This is a genomic window from Sphaerotilus microaerophilus, from assembly GCF_023734135.1.
Lineage (GTDB): Bacteria > Pseudomonadota > Gammaproteobacteria > Burkholderiales > Burkholderiaceae_C > Sphaerotilus > Sphaerotilus microaerophilus.
The window spans coordinates 854219-871786 of record NZ_AP025730.1 but is presented as its reverse complement, the minus strand read 5'-3'; the positions used below and the strand labels follow the sequence as shown (position 1 = coordinate 871786).

16 protein-coding genes are annotated in these 17568 nt (G+C 71.3%); 6 read left to right on the top strand and 10 right to left on the bottom strand.

Annotated elements, in window-relative coordinates; genetic code table 11:
- Positions 1-9 precede the first annotated feature (9 nt).
- On the bottom strand, positions 10-2004 hold the full coding sequence (locus NGK70_RS03760) for a lytic transglycosylase domain-containing protein (protein ID WP_428985601.1): 1995 nt from the start codon (positions 2002-2004) through the stop codon (positions 10-12).
- A 433-nt stretch (positions 2005-2437) separates the two neighbouring features.
- Between NGK70_RS03760 and NGK70_RS03755 the strand changes: the two genes are divergently transcribed.
- Both NGK70_RS03755 and NGK70_RS03750 read left to right on the top strand, forming a co-directional pair.
- Positions 2438-2704, top strand: a complete 267-nt coding sequence (locus NGK70_RS03755; RefSeq protein WP_251972039.1) for a hypothetical protein — start codon at positions 2438-2440, stop codon at positions 2702-2704.
- Between the two features lie 232 nt (positions 2705-2936).
- Positions 2937-3533, top strand: coding sequence for a 5-formyltetrahydrofolate cyclo-ligase (locus tag NGK70_RS03750; RefSeq protein WP_251972038.1), 597 nt, complete (start codon positions 2937-2939; stop codon positions 3531-3533).
- 163 nt (positions 3534-3696) lie between these two features.
- Here NGK70_RS03750 and NGK70_RS03745 read toward each other — a convergent pair whose 3' ends face one another.
- Positions 3697-4290 carry an OmpW/AlkL family protein gene (locus tag NGK70_RS03745; protein ID WP_251972037.1) on the bottom strand — a complete coding sequence of 198 codons (594 nt, stop codon included), beginning with the start codon at positions 4288-4290 and terminating at the stop codon, positions 3697-3699.
- A gap of 339 nt (positions 4291-4629) precedes the next feature.
- On the opposite strand from NGK70_RS03745, the gene NGK70_RS03740 reads away from it, so the two are divergent.
- On the top strand, positions 4630-5424 hold the full coding sequence (locus tag NGK70_RS03740; RefSeq protein ID WP_251972036.1) for an enoyl-CoA hydratase: 795 nt from the start codon (positions 4630-4632) through the stop codon (positions 5422-5424).
- A gap of 91 nt (positions 5425-5515) precedes the next feature.
- Here the strand turns inward: NGK70_RS03740 and NGK70_RS03735 are convergent, their stop codons facing one another.
- On the bottom strand, positions 5516-6250 hold the full coding sequence (locus NGK70_RS03735) for a DsbC family protein (RefSeq protein ID WP_251972035.1): 735 nt from the start codon (positions 6248-6250) through the stop codon (positions 5516-5518).
- 78 nt (positions 6251-6328) lie between these two features.
- Positions 6329-7489, bottom strand: a complete 1161-nt coding sequence (locus tag NGK70_RS03730; RefSeq protein ID WP_251972034.1) for an FAD-dependent monooxygenase — start codon at positions 7487-7489, stop codon at positions 6329-6331.
- 155 nt (positions 7490-7644) lie between these two features.
- Here NGK70_RS03730 and ychF point away from each other — a divergent pair, with 155 nt between their 5' ends.
- Complete coding sequence (ychF, locus tag NGK70_RS03725) at positions 7645-8739, top strand: redox-regulated ATPase YchF (RefSeq protein WP_251972033.1); 1095 nt, start codon at positions 7645-7647, stop codon at positions 8737-8739.
- 112 nt (positions 8740-8851) lie between these two features.
- Entirely contained in the window at positions 8852-9385 is a 534-nt protein-coding gene (locus NGK70_RS03720; protein WP_251972032.1) for a hypothetical protein, read from the top strand.
- A gap of 30 nt (positions 9386-9415) precedes the next feature.
- Here NGK70_RS03720 and NGK70_RS03715 read toward each other — a convergent pair whose 3' ends face one another.
- The 3 genes from NGK70_RS03715 to NGK70_RS03705 all read right to left on the bottom strand — a co-directional run bounded on the left by NGK70_RS03715 (position 9416) and on the right by NGK70_RS03705 (position 13483).
- Positions 9416-11233: a SulP family inorganic anion transporter gene (locus NGK70_RS03715; protein WP_251972031.1), complete on the bottom strand. Its 1818-nt coding sequence runs from the start codon at positions 11231-11233 to the stop codon at positions 9416-9418.
- Positions 11234-11350: 117 nt separating this feature from the next.
- Complete coding sequence (gene pobA, locus NGK70_RS03710) at positions 11351-12559, bottom strand: 4-hydroxybenzoate 3-monooxygenase (RefSeq protein ID WP_251972030.1); 1209 nt, start codon at positions 12557-12559, stop codon at positions 11351-11353.
- A gap of 42 nt (positions 12560-12601) precedes the next feature.
- Complete coding sequence (locus NGK70_RS03705) at positions 12602-13483, bottom strand: IclR family transcriptional regulator domain-containing protein (protein WP_251972029.1); 882 nt, start codon at positions 13481-13483, stop codon at positions 12602-12604.
- A 164-nt stretch (positions 13484-13647) separates the two neighbouring features.
- Between NGK70_RS03705 and pcaCD the strand changes: the two genes are divergently transcribed.
- A complete protein-coding gene (gene pcaCD, locus NGK70_RS03700; protein WP_487391327.1) occupies positions 13648-14994 on the top strand; it encodes a bifunctional 4-carboxymuconolactone decarboxylase/3-oxoadipate enol-lactonase PcaCD in 1347 nt (448 codons plus the stop codon).
- A gap of 32 nt (positions 14995-15026) precedes the next feature.
- On the opposite strand, the gene NGK70_RS03695 is transcribed toward pcaCD, so the two are convergent.
- From NGK70_RS03695 to NGK70_RS03685, 3 genes are read right to left on the bottom strand one after another with little or no spacing between them, the layout of a single operon-like run.
- Positions 15027-15758, bottom strand: a complete 732-nt coding sequence (locus NGK70_RS03695) for an ABC transporter ATP-binding protein (RefSeq protein WP_251972027.1) — start codon at positions 15756-15758, stop codon at positions 15027-15029.
- The gene (locus NGK70_RS03690) at positions 15751-16557 is read right to left on the bottom strand and encodes an ABC transporter ATP-binding protein (protein ID WP_251972026.1); all 807 of its coding nucleotides are present in this window, start codon (positions 16555-16557) and stop codon (positions 15751-15753) included. Before NGK70_RS03690 ends, NGK70_RS03695 begins: the two co-directional genes overlap by 8 nt.
- Complete coding sequence (locus tag NGK70_RS03685; protein WP_251972025.1) at positions 16554-17540, bottom strand: branched-chain amino acid ABC transporter permease; 987 nt, start codon at positions 17538-17540, stop codon at positions 16554-16556. The genes NGK70_RS03690 and NGK70_RS03685 overlap by 4 nt, the downstream gene beginning before the upstream one ends.
- Between the last annotated feature and the right edge of the window lie 28 nt (positions 17541-17568).

The window sequence follows — 17568 nt, the reverse complement described above, 5'->3', positions numbered from 1 at the left end:
ATCCCGGGGTCAGGGCAGGTCCTTGTTCTCGGCCGGCGCATCGGGGGCCCGCGGGCCGATCGGCACGGCCACGCGCGGGCGCAGCTGCACGGCGGTCCGGCCACCCATCAGCGCGGCGTAGTAGCTGGCGTTGGAGAGCACCTTCTTGACGTAGTCACGCGTCTCGTTGAAGGGGATGTTCTCGGCCCAGGCCGCCACCTCCAGCACCGGCCCCTCGCGCCAGCGCCGCGAGCGGTTCGGCCCGGCGTTGTAGGCCGCGGCGGCCAGCGCCTGCGAGCCGCCGAAGTCGTCCAGCACGAACTTCAGGTAGGCGGTGCCGATGCGCAGGTTGGTCATCTTGTCGGTGATCATCTCCTGCGTGAAGGGCACACCCAGGCGCTTGGCGGTCCATTTCGCGGTGGCCGGCATCACCTGCATCAGCCCGGAGGCGCCGACCGACGAACGCGCATCGGTGACGAAGCGCGACTCCTGCCGGATCAGCCCGTAGACATAGGCCGGCTCGACGCCACGGTCCTGAGCCGCCGCCAGCACGTCGGCACGGAAGGGCGTCGGGAAGCGCTGCGCCATGTCGATCTCGCCGCGGGTGCGCTCGCTGGTGTTGATGCAGCGATCCCAGATCTCCCGGTCGCAGGCCCGCTGCGCAGCGGCGAGCAGCTCGCGGTCGCTCAGCTCGCGCAGGCTGAAGTTCCACTCGCGCACGCCCTCGTTGCGCAGGCCCAGGGCGATCAGCATCAGCGCGCGGCTCAGGCCCGGGTCCTGCTCGGCGCGCTGGCGCTCGGCGGCGCTCAGCGGTGCCGGCCGGGCCGGCAGCACCTGGGTGCGACCGAGCTCCTCGGCCGCCAGCTTGCCGTAGAAGTGGTACTGGCCGGCGATGCGCTCCAGCAGCACCTGCGCGCCCACGCGCCGGGCATCGCCCTCGGGGCCGGCCTCGGCGGTGGCCTGCAGCGCGCGGGCCTTCCAGTAGATCCAGGTGGGGTCGGCCTGCTGCGCCGCGCTCATCGCCTGCACGGCGTCGAGCAGGCGGCGCCAGCGCTGCGCGTCGGTGCTGCTGCGCAGGGCCGCGCGGGCGCGCCAGGCCAGCGTGTCGTCGCTCCATTCCATCGCCCGGCCGCTCTGGCCCGGGGCTGAGAGCGCCGCGGCCTGCTGGAACCACCCGTCCGCCTCGGGCAGCAGCTTCCACGCCGCCTGCTTGGCCACGGCCGACCAGGCCCAGGCGGCGGCCTCGGGCGGCAGCGCGGCCTGCCAGCGTTCCTGCAGCGCCTGGGCGGCGGCGGCCGGGTCGCTGCTGGCCAGGCGCACCAGCGCGATCAGGGTCAGCTCGGCCGCGGGGCGGGTCGCCGCCGAGGCCTTCTTGGCCAGGAAGCGCTGCGGCTGTTCGTAGGCCTCGGTGACGATCTTGTCCGCCGGCGCCTCCGCCTGCAGCAGCGCCACCGCCTGCTTCAACACGCGCGGGCGGCCCGCCTCGGCGGCCTGGCGGGCACGCTGCCAGACGTCGGCCGGCGTGAAGCGCTTGGCCTCCAGCAGCGTGGCGGCCAGGTAGGCACAGCCATCGTCGGCATCGCGCTGGGCGTACCAGGTGCTGCGCGCGCTGCTGCGCACATCCTCGCCGGCCTGGTGGCGCTGCAGCAGCTGGTAGCAGGTGACCTCGCGGTCGTCGTTGAGCTTGAAGCGCGGGAACTCGGCGGCAAAGTGGGCCCAGTCGCGCCGCCGGCCGAGTTCGAGCAGCCAGTCGTTGCGCAGGCGATCTTCCACATAGGTGCCGGGCCAGCGCGCCCAGAAGGCCTCCAGCTCCTCCTGGCGGGCCTCGTTCAGGCGGTGGTTCAGCTCCCAGTAGTCCGCCCAGGCGGCCAGCGGGTGGCGCGCCGCGGCCAGCACGTCGCGCTGCTCGACCAGGCGGGCACGGTCTCGTCTACGCCAGGCGTCCTGGGCATCGACCACGCGGGCGTCCAGGCCAGCCAGCACAGGTGAGGGCGCGGTCGTGGGTGCCGCCACAGGTGCGGCCATGGGCACAGGCACAGGTGCGGAGGCGGCCGGTGTGCCGGCGCGCGACGTGTCCTGCCCCGCGTCGGGGCCGGTGGCCTGGGCCCAGGCGGGGCCGAGGGAGGTCAGCAGGAGCATCGCCGCGCTCCCTGCGCGCAGCCGGATCAGGTTCATCACAGTCATCGTTGTGGTCGTTCTTCAACTCGGCAAGCCCGGTGGCGGCAGGCACCCGGATCGAGGCGCCCACCGCTCACACGGCGGGTGGATCCCCAGGTTGTAGCGCAGTTGCCGGGCCGTGCGGCGCCGAAGGGGTTGCAGCGTGTCACCCGACGCGTGCATTCATCCGCCCAGGACGCCGTTCATCGGCGCAGAACCGCGTTCGTCGCAATCGGCTGGGCCCGCCCGACCCGGCTGCCTACAGTGCCTCCATCGCCACAAGAAACCCCCGGAGCCCCACATGAACGCCCACCTGAACGCCAACCGCCGCAACGACCGCGCCTTCGCCGCCACGCTCGCCGCCATGGCCACGGCGCTGTGCCTGCTGCCGCTGGCCGGCGAGTTCGGGCGCAGCGCCTCGGGCGCAAACCCGGCTCCCGGCGCCGCCACGCAAGCCGTTGCGCAGGCTGGCGTGACAGTGCTGGAGCCGGTGGTCATCACCAGCCAGCGTGCCGCACGCCAGGCCCGGCTGGCGCAGGACGACCGCCCGGCCACGCCGAAGATCTGAGTTCCCTGTGAGCAACACCCGCCCGCCGGGTTCGCTGCCCCCCCGTTGATCGATAGGCTGGCATCTGTGCCGCCTTTCTTGCACGGGCGGTGCCCCAGGGCATCGCCCGTTTTTTCTTGTGCATTCCTTCACGCAGCACAACACCCGGCGGTTTTCGGCCCCGGCAGGTTTGCCCCGGCGAGGCCCGGCCCGCACAATCGGCAGCCATTCGCCCTGCCCTCGCCTGACTGCCATGAGCCTGACCGGTTTCAAACTGCCCGAGCCGCCCCGTGACAAGCTCACCCTGCGCCGCCAGCTGCAGGCCGAGCGACAGGCGATGAGCGACCGCCACCAGCGCAGCGTCTACCTGCAGGAGGTGCTGCGCGTGTGGCTGCTCTCGCGGCCGGAGAAGACCATCGGCGCCTACTGGGCCATCAAGGGCGAGTTCGACGCCCTGCCCGCGCTGTACCGCTGGAGCGAGGCCGACCCCGAGCGGCGCATCGGCCTGCCGGTGATGGACCGCAAGACCAAGCAGCTGCGCTTCCACGTCTGGTACCCCGGCTGCCCGATGGAGGAGGACGCCTTCGGCATCCTCAAGCCCAAGGACACGGAGGAGTTCCACCCGCAGCTGCTGCTGGCACCCTGCGTTGGCTTCGGCGCGCGCGGCATCCGCCTGGGCTATGGTGGCGGCTTCTACGACCGCACCCTGGCCACGCTCAATCCCATGCCCTACACCGCCGGCATCGGCTTCGGCCACGGCTACATCCCCTGGCTCGAAGCCGAGCCGCACGACGTGCCGCTGGACGCGATGCTGACCGAGGACGGCGTGTTCTGGCAGAACGACGCCTGAGCGTCCATCAGCCCCCTGCGTCAATGGCGCGGGGGGGTTGTCGCCGCCACAAAAGAAAACCGGCCGCAACAACCCCCGTTGTTGCGGCCGGCCCTGGTGCAGCACCGCTCACACGAGCGGCGGCCCCCTCCTCGGAAACCTCGGAAAACCTGGGATCAGGCGATCAGAACTTGTAGCCAACGCCCACGCCGAACAGCCACGGATCGACCTTGACGGTGCCCAGGGTGGCGCCACCAGCGCTCACGTCAGTACGGATCTGCACTTTCTTCACGTCGACGTTCAGCGACAGCTTCTTGTCCAATGCGAAGTCCAAGCCAGCCTGAACCGCCAGACCGAAGCTGTTCTTGTCGACTTCGAGGCCACCAAGTTCAACATTCGAGAAGCGGGTGTAGTTCAGACCAGCACCGACGTAGGGCTTGAAGGCACCCATGCCCGCAAAGTGATACTGAGCCGTCAGGGTCGGCGGCAGGTGCTTCAGCGTACCGGCCTTGGCACCATTGATCTTGACATCGTGCTTTTGTGGATAGGTCAGGATCAGTTCCAGGGCGACATTCTGAGCGACGAAATACGTGAAATCGACTTCCGGAATCGTCTTCGTGCTCACGGAAACTTCCGCTCCCGGAATGGTGTCCTTGTCGGCCGGATCGATGTAGACAGCGCGAGCACGCACCACCAGATCGCCAGCGGCCTGGGCGTTCACGGCGGGAGCAACGGCAGCGGCGGCCAGGGCGAGCAGAGCAAGACTGAGCTTCTTCATGGACAACTCCAATGGGGTAGGTGGGAGCCCGGTCGATGTGTCCGGGTCTGGCATGCATTGCACCGCTGCGGGCCTTTTGTCATCTTGCGGAAACGCAAGTCGCGCCAGAGCGACGGTTCACGCGGCCGGCGACTTGACCCAGGTCAGCCCGCACCCGCCGAAGTGATGCGCGCACGCGACATTTCGCGCAAATCCCAGTCCCACCGTGGCGGCCCATCGACAAACCGAGCACAGCACTAGGGAATAACCCATGTCCCGCGGCCGACGGTGCCGACCCCGGGGCGCTCGTATAGTCTCCCCGTCGCTACACTGCAGCAGCACGAGCGAGGACCTTCAACGATGAGCACTGCCTACGAGAACATCCTGGTCGAGACCCGCGGCGAAGGGCCGCTGCGCTACGGCTGGATCACCCTGAACCGCCCCAAGGCGCTGAACGCGCTCAACGACGCGCTGATGGACGAGCTGGGCGCCGCCCTGCTGGCCCTTGACGCCGACGAGGGCGTCGCCTGCATCGTCGTCACCGGCAGCGAGAAGGCCTTCGCGGCCGGCGCCGACATCGCGATGATGAACCCGTTCAACTTCCCCGACGCCTACCGCCGGGGCCTGATCTCGCGCAACTGGGACACCATCCGTCAGGTGCGCAAGCCGGTGATCGCCGCAGTCAGCGGCTTCGCGCTGGGCGGCGGCTGCGAAGTGGCGATGGCCTGCGACATGATCCTGGCGGCCGACAATGCGAAGTTCGGCCAGCCCGAGATCAAGCTGGGCATCATCCCCGGCGCGGGTGGCACGCAGCGCCTGCCGCGCGCGGTGGGCAAGAGCAAGGCCATGGACCTGGCCCTGACCGGCCGCATGATGGACGCCGCCGAGGCCGAGCGTGCCGGCCTGGTCTCGCGCGTGGTGCCGGCTGCCGAACTGCACGCCGAAGCGGCCAAGGCCGCCCAGGCGATGTGCGGCTACTCGCTGCTGGCGCTGATGGCCACCAAGGAGAGCATCAACCGCGCCTACGAGTCCCCGCTGGCCGAAGGCCTGCTGTTCGAGCGACGGCTCTTCCACGCGCTGTTCTCCAGCGCCGACCAGAAGGAAGGCATGGGCGCCTTCCTGGAAAAGCGGGCGCCGAACTTCACGCACCGCTGAACCCCGGGGCGCCTCGTCGCCCTGCTGGAAACACTGGAAACGAAGAAGCCCGGCCGAGCCGGGCTTCTTCACGTCGGGGCCGACGGCTGCGTCAGGACTTGGCCGGCGCGGCCAGGCGCTTCTCGATCTCGGCCGGCGACAGTGCGCCCGGCGCGCGGCTGCCGTCCTCGAACACGATGGCCGGCGTGCCGTTGACGCGGTGCTTGCGCGAGAGGTTGAGGTTGCGCTCCAGCGCGGCGCTGTCGCACTGGCCCATCACCCGCGGCGGGCTGGTGCCTTCGATCATCCAGTTGCGCCAGGCGGCGGTGCTGTCCTTGGCGCACCAGATGGCCTTGGACTTCTCGGGCGAGTCGCCACCCAGGATGGGGATCAGGAAGGTGTAGACGGTCAGGTCCTTGACCGCCTGCAGGTCGCGCTCGAACTTCTTGCAGTAGCCACAGTTCGGGTCGGCGAACACGGCGATGCGGCGCTTGCCGCTGCCGGTCTTCCAGACGATGGCGTCCTTCAGCGGCAGGCTGCCGAAATCGATCGCGCTGAGTTTTTCGATGCGCTCCTCGGTGAGGTTGCGCTTGGCCGCGGTGTCGATGATCGCGCCCTGGATCAGGTAGTTGCCCTTGGCGTCGCTGTACATCAGCTCGGTGCCGAAGCGCAGCTCCCACAGGCCGCTGACCGGCGCCGGGCGGATCTCGTCGACCTTGGGCAGGTTCGGGTAGCGCTCGGCCAGGGTTTTGCGGATGTCGGCCTCGTCGGCGCGCACGGCGCCGATCGCCAGGGCCGCCAACGCCCCCGCAGCGAGCAGGGATCGGGACAGGAGGGAGGGCTTCATCGGGGGTTCCTGGGATCGGGCGGGAGAAGGGACTGGGCGGGGGCCGGGGTCGGATCGGGTCGGGCGTGGGGCGCCGGCTCAGCCGTGCAGCGCCTGCCGGGTCAGCCAGCGCTTGAGCGGCGGCAGCTGATCCACCAGACTCATGCCGCGGTTGCGGAGTTCCTTCAGCGGGGCCTCCTCGCGCGAGAAAAGCTGCCACAGGCCGTCGACCAGGCCGGACATCGCCAGCGTCGGCGCGGCGCGCTCACGCACGTACTCGCGCAGCGTGCGGGCATCGCCCAGGCTGCGCCAGGGGCGGCGCGCCCGCGCGTCGGCCAGCAGCGGCGCCAGGCAGGCCACGTCGGCCAGGCCGAGGTTCAGGCCCTGGCCGGCGAGCGGGTGCATCGCATGGGCCGCGTCGCCCAGCAGCACCCAGCCCTCGCCACTCCAGCGCTCGGCCCGGCCGGTGACCAGCGGCCAGCCCGCGCGCGCCGAGGCCAGCGTCAGCCGCCCGGCCGCGCCGCCGGTGGCTTCATTCAGTGCGGCCTCGAATTCGGCCGGCTCGGCGGCCAGCCAGCGGTGGGCCTCTTCCTGCGGCAGCGACCAGACCAGCCCGTAGCCGTGGCCGGCCTGCGGGCGGTCGAAGGGCAGCAGCCCGAGGATGCCCGGCTGCTGGAACCACTGCCGCGCCACGCCGTGGTGCGGCTGGTCGCTGACGAGCCGCGCCGCCACCGCGGTGTGGTGGTAGGGCTGCTGGTCAAAGGCCACGCCCAGCGCGGCGCGGGTGGCGGAGGCACGGCCTTCGCAGATGGCCTGCAGCGGCGCGGCCACCGGCGCGGCGACCCGGTGCACATGCGGCGCGTAGCGCAGCGCCTCGGCCAGCACCCGGTCGAGCGCGCCCGCATCGACGATCCAGGCCAGCTCGGTCACCGCCTGCTGCCAGGCGGAAAAGCCGATCGCGCCGCCGGCATCGCCCGCCACCGCCATCTCCAGCACGGGCGTGCGGGCATCGGCGGGCAGCGCGTCCCAGACGCGCAGCGCCTTGAGCAGCTGCACCGAGCCGTTGTTGAGCGCATAGGCGCGCACGTCCTCGCGGGCGGATTCCCCGGCGGCAGGGCGGGACAGGCTGGCATCCACCAGCGCCACCGGGATGCCGCGGCGCGACAGGGCCAGCGCCAGACTGGCACCCACGGCGCCGGCGCCATGGATGCACACCTCGTGCACGGCAGCACCGGAAGCGGGATCGAAGGCAGGACTCATGGCGGCGGATTGTAGGCAGCGCACCGCCACCGCCCCGGCAGCCCGGCAGGCCGGCCACCTACAATCCAGGGCTTCCTGCCCGGCACAGCGGCCTGCCCTGCGGCGCCGACCCGCCCCGCCCCCCGTACCCGCCCCGTTTTTCCGAGTACCCCACCATGAGCCTCAAGTGCGGCATCGTGGGCCTGCCCAATGTCGGCAAGTCCACCCTCTTCAACGCCCTGACCAAGGCCGGCATCGCCGCCGAGAACTACCCCTTCTGCACCATCGAGCCCAACGTCGGCGTGGTGGAGGTGCCCGATCCGCGCCTGGACAAGCTGGCCGAGATCGTCCAGCCCGAGCGCATCCTGCCGGCCATCGTCGAGTTCGTGGACATCGCCGGCCTGGTGGCGGGCGCGAGCAAGGGTGAAGGCCTGGGCAACCAGTTCCTCAGCCACATCCGCGAGACCGACGCGATCGTCAACGTGGTGCGCTGCTTCGAGGACGAGAACGTCATCCACGTCGCCGGCCGCGTGGACCCGATCGCCGACATCGAGGTGATCCAGACCGAACTCTGCCTGGCCGACCTGGGCACGGTGGAGAAGACGCTGCAGCGCTCGCTCAAGGCCGCGCGCTCGGGCAACGACAAGGAAGCCGCCGCGCTGGTCAAGGTGCTGGAGAAGTGCCAGGCCGCGCTGGACCAGGCCCAGCCGGTGCGCTCGGTCGACTTCAGCAAGGAAGAGCAGGTGCTGCTCAAGCCGCTGTGCCTGATCACCGCCAAGCCGGCGATGTTCGTCGGCAACGTGGACGAGACCGGGTTCGAGAACAACCCCTTCCTCGACCGCCTGAAGGAGTTCGCCGCGAAGCAGAACGCCCCGGTGGTGGCGATCTGCGCCAAGACCGAGGCCGAGCTGGCCGAGATGAGCGACGAGGACCGCACGATGTTCCTGGCCGAGATGGGCCAGGACGAGCCGGGCCTGAACCGCCTGATCCGCGCCGCCTTCAAGCTGCTGGGCCTGCAGACCTACTTCACCGCCGGGGTGAAGGAAGTGCGCGCCTGGACCATCCACATCGGCGACACCGCGCCACAGGCCGCGGGCGTGATCCACACCGACTTCGAGCGCGGCTTCATCCGCGCCCAGACCATCGCCTACGAGGACTTCATCAAGTTCGGTGGCGAGCAGGGGGCCAAAGACGCCGGCAAGATGCGCGCCGAAGGCAAGGAATACGTCGTCAAGGACGGCGACGTGCTGAACTTCCTGTTCAACGTCTGACCAAGGTCTGACCTTGGTCAGCCCGGCGGCAGGGCCGGGCGGGCAGCAGGCGGTCCTGTGACCGGCCAGGGATGATAGGCTGTGATTTCCGTCACGGCCTGGAGCTTTCACCATGCGGCGCACCCGTCTTGCTTCCCTCGCCCTGTGCACAGCGCTGGGCCTTGCCGTCGGTGCCCCGGCGGCGGCCCAGGGCAACGACAGCGACATCGGCATCGACCTCACCGTCGGCCGCGCGGTGCAGCGCGATGGCGACCGGCTGCTGGCGCTGGGCGTCAACGTCGCCTACCTGCCGGCCGGCTGGTGGATCCAGCCCGAGGTGGGCTACGAGGCCAAGCTCTTCCCGCTCTTCGGCGGCGAGGACAACGAGGTCACCGCCGGCCTGCGCAGCGAGTGGCCGGTGGGCAGCGGGCGGATGTGGGTGGGCGGCGGCTACGCCAAGCTGCGCCGGCACTGGGGCTCGGAGGTCGACCACAGCGAGGGCTGGTATGCCCGCGCCGGCGTGATGTGGCCGGTGGGCCGGGGCGGCTTCCACATGGGCTTCGAGGGCAAGCTGCTGCGTGCGCCGAACTTCGGCACCTACTGGGACAGCGAGTCGGCACGAGCGGGCTCGCAGCGCGTGGGCCTGCTGCTGGGCTGGCGGATCTGATCCGCCGCCGAGCGCGGCGAGCCACGACCGTCAAATCGACGCGGCCGGATCGTCGCTCTGGCACTCCCAGAACAGCTTGATCTGGCAGGTGGCGCAGACCGCCGGGTCGAGCCGGCGGTGAATCGCGGCCAGGGCGCGGCGCTTGTCCGGAAAGACGTGGTCGGCGCCCAGGCGGTCGAGAAAGCCGCTGCGCTGCCAGATCTCGACCACCTGCGAGCGCGGGCGGTGGAAGTACAGGTCGCCGCCACGGGCGCGGCGCTCGCGCAGTTCGTCCTCCCAGACGGCGAGCCCGGCCAGGTCGATCGAGTTCATGCTCTTGGCCATCACCAGCAGGTGGCGCGGCGTGTCGGCCGCAGCGCGCAGCGCGTGCAGCTGGTCGTTCACATGCGAGGCAGCACCGAAGTAGATCGAGCCCTCCATGCGCAGCAGCTGCAACTGCGGGCAGGGAGGCAGCGCGGCGGGGCTGTCGGCCAGCACGACGAGGCGGCGTTCCGGATCGCCCCGGTCGAAGCCCATCAGCCGCATTGCCGGCCGGGCGCTGCGGTACAGGTGCAGCAGCAGCGCCAGGCTGGTGCCCAGCAGGATGGCGCTTTCGAGCCGCAGCGTGAGCGTGGCGAACAGGGTGGTCAGCGCCACGGCATATTCGCTGCGATCGCTGCGCACCACGTGCAGCCACTGGGCGGTGTCGATCAGGCCCCAGGCCACCAGCAGCAACAGGCCAGCGATGGCAGCCCGCGGGATGTGCGCCAACGGCACGGCCAGCACCGCCACCCCCAGCAGCAGCCAGAGCGAGGAAGAGACGGCGGCCAGCGGTGTGCGTGCGCCCGCCTGCAGGTTGGGCAGCGAGCGATTCAACGAGCCGCAGGACAGGTAACAGGAGAACAGCCCGCCGACGACGTTCGACAGCCCCTGGCCCCGAAACTCGCGGTTGACGTCCAGCCGCTGGCCGGAGCGTGCCGCCAGTACCTTGGCGATCGACAGCGACTGACCCAGCGCGATGACCGACAGCGCCAGCGCCTTGTTCAGCAACTCGGGCAGGTGGCTCCAGTCCACCTGGGGCAGGTGCCAGGCCGGCAGCACCGCAGGAAGTTCGCCGGTGACGGTCAGTGGCGCGCCGCTGCGACGCAGCCCGTAGCCGAGCAGGCTGGCCGCCACCAGTCCGATCAGCATGTGCGGCGGGCGCGGCCACAGCCAGCGCACCAGCACCGCGCCAAAGCAGGCGGTCAGTGCCACCGCCACGGCAGCCGGCTGGGCCTGGGTGATGTGCTGAGCCAGCTGCACGGCGGTGCCGATGGCGCCGAGCCCGGAGGGCACCCCGGCCTCCAGGCCGTCGCGCAGCGCGTAGATCGCGATCAGCAGCGCTGCACCGCTGGTGAAACCGAGCAATGCGGCGGGGGAGATGAAGTTGGCCACCGCACCCAGGCGCAGTGATCCGACCGCCAGTTGCATCAGGCCGACCAGCACCGTGATGGCCAACGCCAGCTCGATGTAGGCCGGGCTCCCGGTGGCCGCCAGGGGTGCCAGCATCGACGCCAGCGCCAGCGAGTTGGCGTTGGTGGGGCCGGACATCACATGCCGGCTGGAGCCCGCCAGCGCCGCGACGATGCCAGGCAGCACCGCGGAATACAGCCCGTACTGCGGCGGCAGCCCGGCCAGAGCGGCAAAGGCGATGCCCTGTGGCAGCACCAGCAGCGCGCCCAACAGGCCGGCACTGAGGTCGGCGCGCAGGCTGTGGCGGTCGACTTCGTCGACCCAATCGCCCAGCAGCCACCTCAGGCGGCGGCGCCAGGCGGGTTCGGCAACGACAGGCCCGGTGGCGGATGGGACGGCAGGCGGAGGAGACGACATCGGCGGGGCCGATCGTGCCACAGCCCCCCTTCAGCCGGCCGTGCAAGCGGTCATGTCGTGGGCATGCCGAGGTCACCCCCGGCAGCTCGCACGCGTCTGGCGGCCCGGAGCAGCAGCTCAGTCTTCGAAGGGCAGGCCGACGTAGTTCTCCGCCAGGGCCGTCATGCCGGCGGTGGAATGCACCAGCCAGTCCAGCTCGGCGGTCTGCATGCGGTGGCCCACCGCGCCGGAGTCGCCCGCGCCGGACGGGAACTTGTGCAGCAGGCTGGTCATGTACCAGCTGAAGCGCTCGGCCTTCCAGACGCGGCGCAGTGCCTTGCGGGAGTAGTCGTCGATGCCCGCACGGCTCCGGTCCGCGTAGAACTCGATGAAGGCGCGGCTGAGGTAGCGCACGTCGGCCGCCGCCAGGTTCAGGCCCTTGGCGCCGGTGGGCGGCACGATGTGGGCGGCGTCGCCGGCCAGGAAGAGCGAGCCGAAGCGCATCGGCTCGGCCACGAAGCTGCGCAGCGGCGCGATGCTCTTCTCGATCGAGGGGCCGGTCTGCAGGGCCGCGGCGGCGGCGGGGTCGAGCCGGCTGCGCAGCTCGTCCCAGAAGCGCGCGTCGCTCCAGTCCTCGACCTTGTCGTCCAGCGAGCACTGCACGTAGTGGCGCACGCGCGTCTTGCTGCGCATGCTGCACAGCGCGAAGCCGCGCTCGTGGTTGGAATAGATCAGCTCGTCGGCCACCGGCGGCACGTCGGCCAGGATGCCCAGCCAGCCGAAGGGGTAGACGCGCTCGTGCTGCTGGATGCGCTCGGCCGGCACGCTGGCGCGGCACACGCCGTGGAAGCCGTCGCAGCCGGCGATGAAGTCACAGGCGATCTCGTGGCGCACACCGTCCTTCGTGTAGCTCACACGCGGGCGGTCGCTGTCGAAGTCGTGGATGGCCACGTCGGCGGCCTCGTAGACGGTCGGCTGGGCAGCCGCGCTGCGGGCGTCCATCAGGTCGCGGGTCACCTCGGTCTGGCCGTAGACCATCACCGTCTTGCCGCCAGTGAGTGCACTCATGTCGATGCGGTGGCGCGCGCCGCCAAAGGCCAGCTCGATGCCGTGGTGCACCAGCCCCTCGCGGTGCATGCGCTCGCCGACACCGGCCTCGTCGAGCAGGTCGATGCAGACCTGCTCCAGCACGCCGGCACGGATGCGGCCCAGCACGTACTCGCCGCTGCGCTGTTCGAGGAGGACGTTGTCGATGCCGGCGCGGGCCAGCAACTGGCCGAGCAGCAGTCCGGCGGGGCCGGCGCCGACGATGACGACCTGGGTGCGGGTCGGAATGGGAGTGGTCATGGCAATGGGCGTGAGGGTCGAGAGAAGCAACTGCCGGAGCCGCTACAGCAGGGGCCGCAGGCGCTGCTGGGCGTCGAGCAGGATGGGCAGGAAGCGCTCGCGCAGCGTCTCCAGCGACACGCGCGCCGCGATGGCGCTGACGTTGAGCGCGGCCACCACCTCGCCACGGTGGTTGCGCAGCGGCACCGCCAGGGTGCGCAGGCCGAGTTCCATCTCCTGGTCCACCAGGGCATAGCCCAGGTTGCGCACGCGCGCCAGCTCCTGGCGCAGGGCGTCGGGCTGGGTCAACGTGCGGGGCGTGAGGGGGCGCAGGCCGTGCCGGGCCTGCTGCCGTTCCAGCCAGGCGTCCAGCGCTTCGGCGGGCCCCATCGCCAGCAGCACGCGGCCGTTGGCGGTGCAGTAGGCCGGCACGCGGTGGCCCGGCTGCAGGGTGGTGGACACCACCCGCCCGCCGGTGGCCGCCGCCAGGCTCACCACCTCGGCATCGTCGAGCACACCGGCCGAGGTGGCCTCCTGCATCGCCGCGGCCAGCCGCTGCAACTCGGGCTGAAGCACCCGCGGCAGGCGGGCTGAATGCATGTAGGACTGTCCCAGGCGCAGCACCCGCGGGCTGAGCGCAAAGCCCTTGCCGTCGTGATCCACGTAGCCGAGGTGGGCCAATGTGAGCAGGTAGCGCCGCGCCGCCGCCCGGCTCAGCCCGGCGCGCTGGGCCACCTCGCTGATCGACAGGCGGGCGCGTTCCTGGTCGAAGGCCTCGATGACCAGCAGGCCCTTCTCCAGCCCGCCCACCAGGTCACGGCGGGACTGCGCGCGCCCCTCGTCGGCCAGCTCGGCGGGGTGGCCGGGCGGCAGGTCGGCGACAGCCAGTGCCGGTTCATCCCGCTGCACAGGGCCGGGGGGAAGGAGGTCAGCCTCTTTGTCCATGACGGGCGACGGTTGGGCCGACTTGGCGGCTGCGGAATTTGGGATCGATCAAGCTTAGCGAGCGAATGTTCGTCATACAAACGTTTGGGCGCTATGCGCACAGATGCCACGCGAGGCGAGCCGGCAGCCCGGACCCAGCGCCGAGGCTGCGGCAGCATCCGCGCATGACACCTGACACGCCTTCATCCCCTGCGCCCCAGGCCCCATACGATCACGACCTGGAGCGCGGCATGCGCAACCGACGGCAGATCCTGGGCGATGCCTGGGTGGACCGCTCGATCGGCAACGCCAGCGCCTTCAGTGCCGACTTCCAGGCCTTCATCACCCGCTACGCCTGGCACGAGGTCTGGGGCCGCCCCGGGCTGGAGCTCAAGACCCGCCGCCTGCTGGTGCTGGTGATCACCACCGCGCTGGGGCGCTGGGAGGAGTTCGAGCTGCACTGCCGCGCCTCGCTGGCCGGTGGCGATGCCGCCACCCGGCTGACGCCCGAGGAGATCAAGGAGGCGCTGATCCAGACCGCCATCTACGCCGGCGTGCCGGCGGCCAACACCGCGCACGCGATCACCGCCAAGCTGCTGCGCGAGCTGGGCGCCTCGGACCACCCCGATGCGGCGCTGTTCGCCGCCCAGGTGGCGCCGCGTGCGGCGACCGAGGCGGTCCACACCGGCACGGGCCGGGAGGGCCGCACCACCAGCACCGCAGGCCATCCCGCCATCGCCTACAGCGTGCTGGAGCCACGCCAGCACCGCGACGATGGAGCCGCGCCGCTGACGATCGTGCTCAGCCATGCGCTGGGCTGCGACCGGATGATGTGGGACGGTCTGGCGGCCGACCTGTCCACCGAGCACCGCGTCATCTCCTACGACCACCGCGGCCACGGCGCCAGCGCAGCGCCGCCCGGGGCCTACACGCTGGACGAGCTGGCCGACGACGCGGCCCGCGTCATCGATGCCACCGCGCCGGCGGGCGAGCCCGTGGTCTTCATCGGCCTGTCGATGGGCGGCATGGTCGGCCAGCTGCTGGCGCTGCGACGCCCGGAGCGCGTGCGCGCGCTGGTGCTGGCCAACACCAGCTCGGGCTACCCGGCCGAAGCGCGCGAGGTCTGGCGCCAGCGCATCGCCACCATCGAGGCGCAGGGGCTGGAGGCGATCGCCGACGGCACGATGCAGCGCTGGTTCACCGAGTCCTTCCGCGCCGCGCAGGCCGCCACGGTGGCGCGCGTGCGCCGCCGCGTGGTCAGCCAGGACCCGCTTGGCTACATCGGCTGCTGCCATGCCATCAGCGCGCTGGACCTGACCGACCGACTGCCGGCCATCACCTGCCCGGCGCTGGTGATCGCCGGTGCCGAGGACCCCGGCACCCCGCCCGCGATGGCCGAGACGATCGCCCGCCAGATCCCCGGCGCGCAGTACCTGCTGCTCGCGCAGGCCGCGCACCAGAGCGTGATCGAGCAGCCGGTGGCCTTCACGCTGGCGGTGCGGACCTTCCTGGCCGGCCTGCCCACAGCCTGAAGGACGCAGCCTGCGCGTCACGCGAACAACGCTCACCCGTGGGAGGCCACGCCGAGCCAGGGCTCGAGCGGCGCCGGGTCGTCCAGCAGCGCCTGGCTGGCCGCGCGCAGCACGACGCCGCCGCGGTCGAGCACGATGGCCTCGTCGGTGATGGCCAGCACCATCGCCGGGTGCTGCTCGACCACGATGGCGCTCAGGCCCTCGTCGCGCACCACGCGGCGGATGGCGTGCAGCAGCTCCTCCACGATGATGGGCGCCAGGCCTTCGAGCGGTTCGTCGAGCAGCAGCAGGCGCGGGTTGAGCACCAGCGCACGGGCCACGGCCAGCATCTGCTGCTCGCCGCCGGAGAGCTGGTTGCCCAGGTTGCGGCGCCGCTCGGCCAGGCGCGGGAAGAGCTCGAAGGCACGCTGCGGCGTCCACGCCGCGGGTCCACGGCCCGGGCGGGCGACGGCGGTGAGGTTCTCCTCCACCGTCAGCGACTTGAAGATGTTGCGCTCCTGAGGTACCCAGCCGATGCCGGCCGCAGCGCGCTCCCAGGACGGCAGGCCGTGGATCTCCCGCCCGGCCAGCGTGATGCGCCCGGCGTGCCGGCGCGCCGCGCCGACCAGCGTGTTGATCAGCGTGGTCTTGCCGGTGCCGTTGCGCCCCAGCAGCGCCAGCGAGCGGCCAGCGGCGAGCGAGAAGCTGACCTCGCTGAGCACCACGGCCTCGCCGTAGCCGCAGCGCAGGCCGTCCACCTCCAGCAGGGTCTGTGCCTCAGCCATGGGCCGCTCCTGTCGCCGCCACGGGGGCCGGGGCTTCGTGGCGGGTCCCGGTGAGCGACTCACCCAGGTAGACCGCGCGCACCTGCGGATCGGCGGCGATCTGCTCGGGCGTGCCCTCGGTCAGTACCGCGCCGTTGACCAGCACCGTCATGCGGCGCGCGAAGCTGAAGACCAGGTCCATGTCGTGTTCGATCAGCAGCACCGCCACGTCGGCCGGCAGCGCGGCGATGGTGTCCAGGATGTCCTGGCGCTCGCCCGCGGGCACGCCGGCGGCCGGCTCGTCGAGCAGCAGCACCTGCGGGCGCAGCGCCACGGCCAGGGCGATCTCCAGCAGCCGGCGCTTGCCGTAGGGCAGCTCGGCGGTGGCCCGCTCGGCGTGGTCCTCCAGGCGGAACTGGCGCAGCAGCGCCTCGCACTCGCGCGCCACCGCGGCATCCGCGCCCAGCGCCTGCCACCAGCGCCGCGAGGCCCCCAGGCGGCTCGACACCGCAAGCGCCAGGCTCTGCAGCGGCGTCATGGTGGGCCAGAGCTGGTTGATCTGGAAGGTGCGCACCAGCCCCAGCGCGACGCGGCGGTGCGCCGGCAGCGCGGTGATGTCCTGCCCGGCCAGCTCGATGCGCCCTTCGCTGGGCGCCAGCACGCCGGTGAGCTGGTTGATCAGCGTGGTCTTGCCCGCGCCGTTGGGGCCGATCAGCGCATGGCGGGCGCCGCGCTCGACGCTCAGGCTGACGTCGTGCGTGGCCACCAGCCCGCCGAAGCGGCGCACCAGGTGGTGGGTCTGGAGGACAACATCGCTCATGTCGTGCCTCCCCGCTTGAACCACTGCCGCGGCGAGAACAGCCGCTCGCGCCCGACCAGCATCAGCAGCACCAGGATCAGGCCGATCCAGAAGGTCCAGTACTGCGGCGTGATGGCGGAGATCAGGTCGTGCATCAGCTTGAAGGCGATCGCGCCGATCAGCCCGCCCCAGAGCCAGCCGGCGCCGCCGATCACCAGCGCCAGCATCACGTCGGCGCTGCGGTGGAACTCCAGCACGTCCAGCGAGGCGAAGCCGGTCGTCTGCGCCAGCAGCGCGCCAGCGGCCCCCGCCAGCCCAGCGGCCAGCGTGTAGACCACCGCGAGGCGGCCCTGCACCGACAGGCCGATGGCGGCCACGCGCAGGCGGTTGTCGCGCAGCGCCTTGAGCGACATGCCAAACGGCGTGTGCACCAGCCGGCGCAGCAGGACGAAGGCGACGAAGAGCACCGCCAGCGAGTAGACCGAGGCGGTGCGCGCCGCGAGGTCGAACTCGAAGACACCGAGCAACGGCCCCATGACCACGCCCTGCAGTCCGTCGGCGCCGCCAGTGAGGCCGTCGAACTTGTTGGCCAGCTCCAGCAGGACGAGTGCCACGCCCATCGTGACCATCAGCCGCGTCAGGTCGCTGCCACGCACGATCATCGGGCTGGTCAACGCGCCCAGCACCGCCCCCACGGCGGCACCGAAGGCCAGGCCGAGCAGCGGATCCGGGTGCAGGTGCTTGGCCAGCAGCGCCGCCGCGTAGGCACCGACGCCGAAGAAGGCCGCGTGGCCCAGCGAGACGATGCCGGCGTAGCCGAGGATCAGGTCCAGCGAGATGGCGAAGAGCGCGAGGATGGCGATCTCGTTGATCAGCGCGGCGTGCTGCGGTGCGGCAAACGGCGCCGCCCAGATCAGCGCCCAGACCGCGAGCTCCCAGGGCTTCCAGCGCATCACCCGGGCGCTGTGGGTGGCCAGGGTGGCGGCCAGGTTAGCGGCATCCATCGGTGCGGCAGGGAGGACAGGCGGGCGC

What these genes read in the sequence shown, in the direction of transcription:
- NGK70_RS03695 (WP_251972027.1), bottom strand. Translation starts at nt 15,758, where the DNA reads ATGGCTGAGGCACAGACCCTGCTGGAGGTGGACGGCCTGCGCTGCGGC.
- NGK70_RS03760 (WP_428985601.1), bottom strand. Translation starts at nt 2,004, where the DNA reads ATGGCCGCACCTGTGGCGGCACCCACGACCGCGCCCTCACCTGTGCTG.
- NGK70_RS03745 (WP_251972037.1), bottom strand. Translation starts at nt 4,290, where the DNA reads ATGAAGAAGCTCAGTCTTGCTCTGCTCGCCCTGGCCGCCGCTGCCGTT.
- NGK70_RS03750 (WP_251972038.1), top strand. Translation starts at nt 2,937, where the DNA reads ATGAGCCTGACCGGTTTCAAACTGCCCGAGCCGCCCCGTGACAAGCTC.
- NGK70_RS03735 (WP_251972035.1), bottom strand. Translation starts at nt 6,250, where the DNA reads ATGAAGCCCTCCCTCCTGTCCCGATCCCTGCTCGCTGCGGGGGCGTTG.
- pcaCD (WP_487391327.1), top strand. Translation starts at nt 13,648, where the DNA reads ATGACACCTGACACGCCTTCATCCCCTGCGCCCCAGGCCCCATACGAT.
- NGK70_RS03685 (WP_251972025.1), bottom strand. Translation starts at nt 17,540, where the DNA reads ATGGATGCCGCTAACCTGGCCGCCACCCTGGCCACCCACAGCGCCCGG.
- ychF (WP_251972033.1), top strand. Translation starts at nt 7,645, where the DNA reads ATGAGCCTCAAGTGCGGCATCGTGGGCCTGCCCAATGTCGGCAAGTCC.
- NGK70_RS03740 (WP_251972036.1), top strand. Translation starts at nt 4,630, where the DNA reads ATGAGCACTGCCTACGAGAACATCCTGGTCGAGACCCGCGGCGAAGGG.
- NGK70_RS03705 (WP_251972029.1), bottom strand. Translation starts at nt 13,483, where the DNA reads ATGGACAAAGAGGCTGACCTCCTTCCCCCCGGCCCTGTGCAGCGGGAT.
- NGK70_RS03730 (WP_251972034.1), bottom strand. Translation starts at nt 7,489, where the DNA reads ATGAGTCCTGCCTTCGATCCCGCTTCCGGTGCTGCCGTGCACGAGGTG.
- NGK70_RS03720 (WP_251972032.1), top strand. Translation starts at nt 8,852, where the DNA reads ATGCGGCGCACCCGTCTTGCTTCCCTCGCCCTGTGCACAGCGCTGGGC.
- pobA (WP_251972030.1), bottom strand. Translation starts at nt 12,559, where the DNA reads ATGACCACTCCCATTCCGACCCGCACCCAGGTCGTCATCGTCGGCGCC.
- NGK70_RS03715 (WP_251972031.1), bottom strand. Translation starts at nt 11,233, where the DNA reads ATGTCGTCTCCTCCGCCTGCCGTCCCATCCGCCACCGGGCCTGTCGTT.
- NGK70_RS03690 (WP_251972026.1), bottom strand. Translation starts at nt 16,557, where the DNA reads ATGAGCGATGTTGTCCTCCAGACCCACCACCTGGTGCGCCGCTTCGGC.
- NGK70_RS03755 (WP_251972039.1), top strand. Translation starts at nt 2,438, where the DNA reads ATGAACGCCCACCTGAACGCCAACCGCCGCAACGACCGCGCCTTCGCC.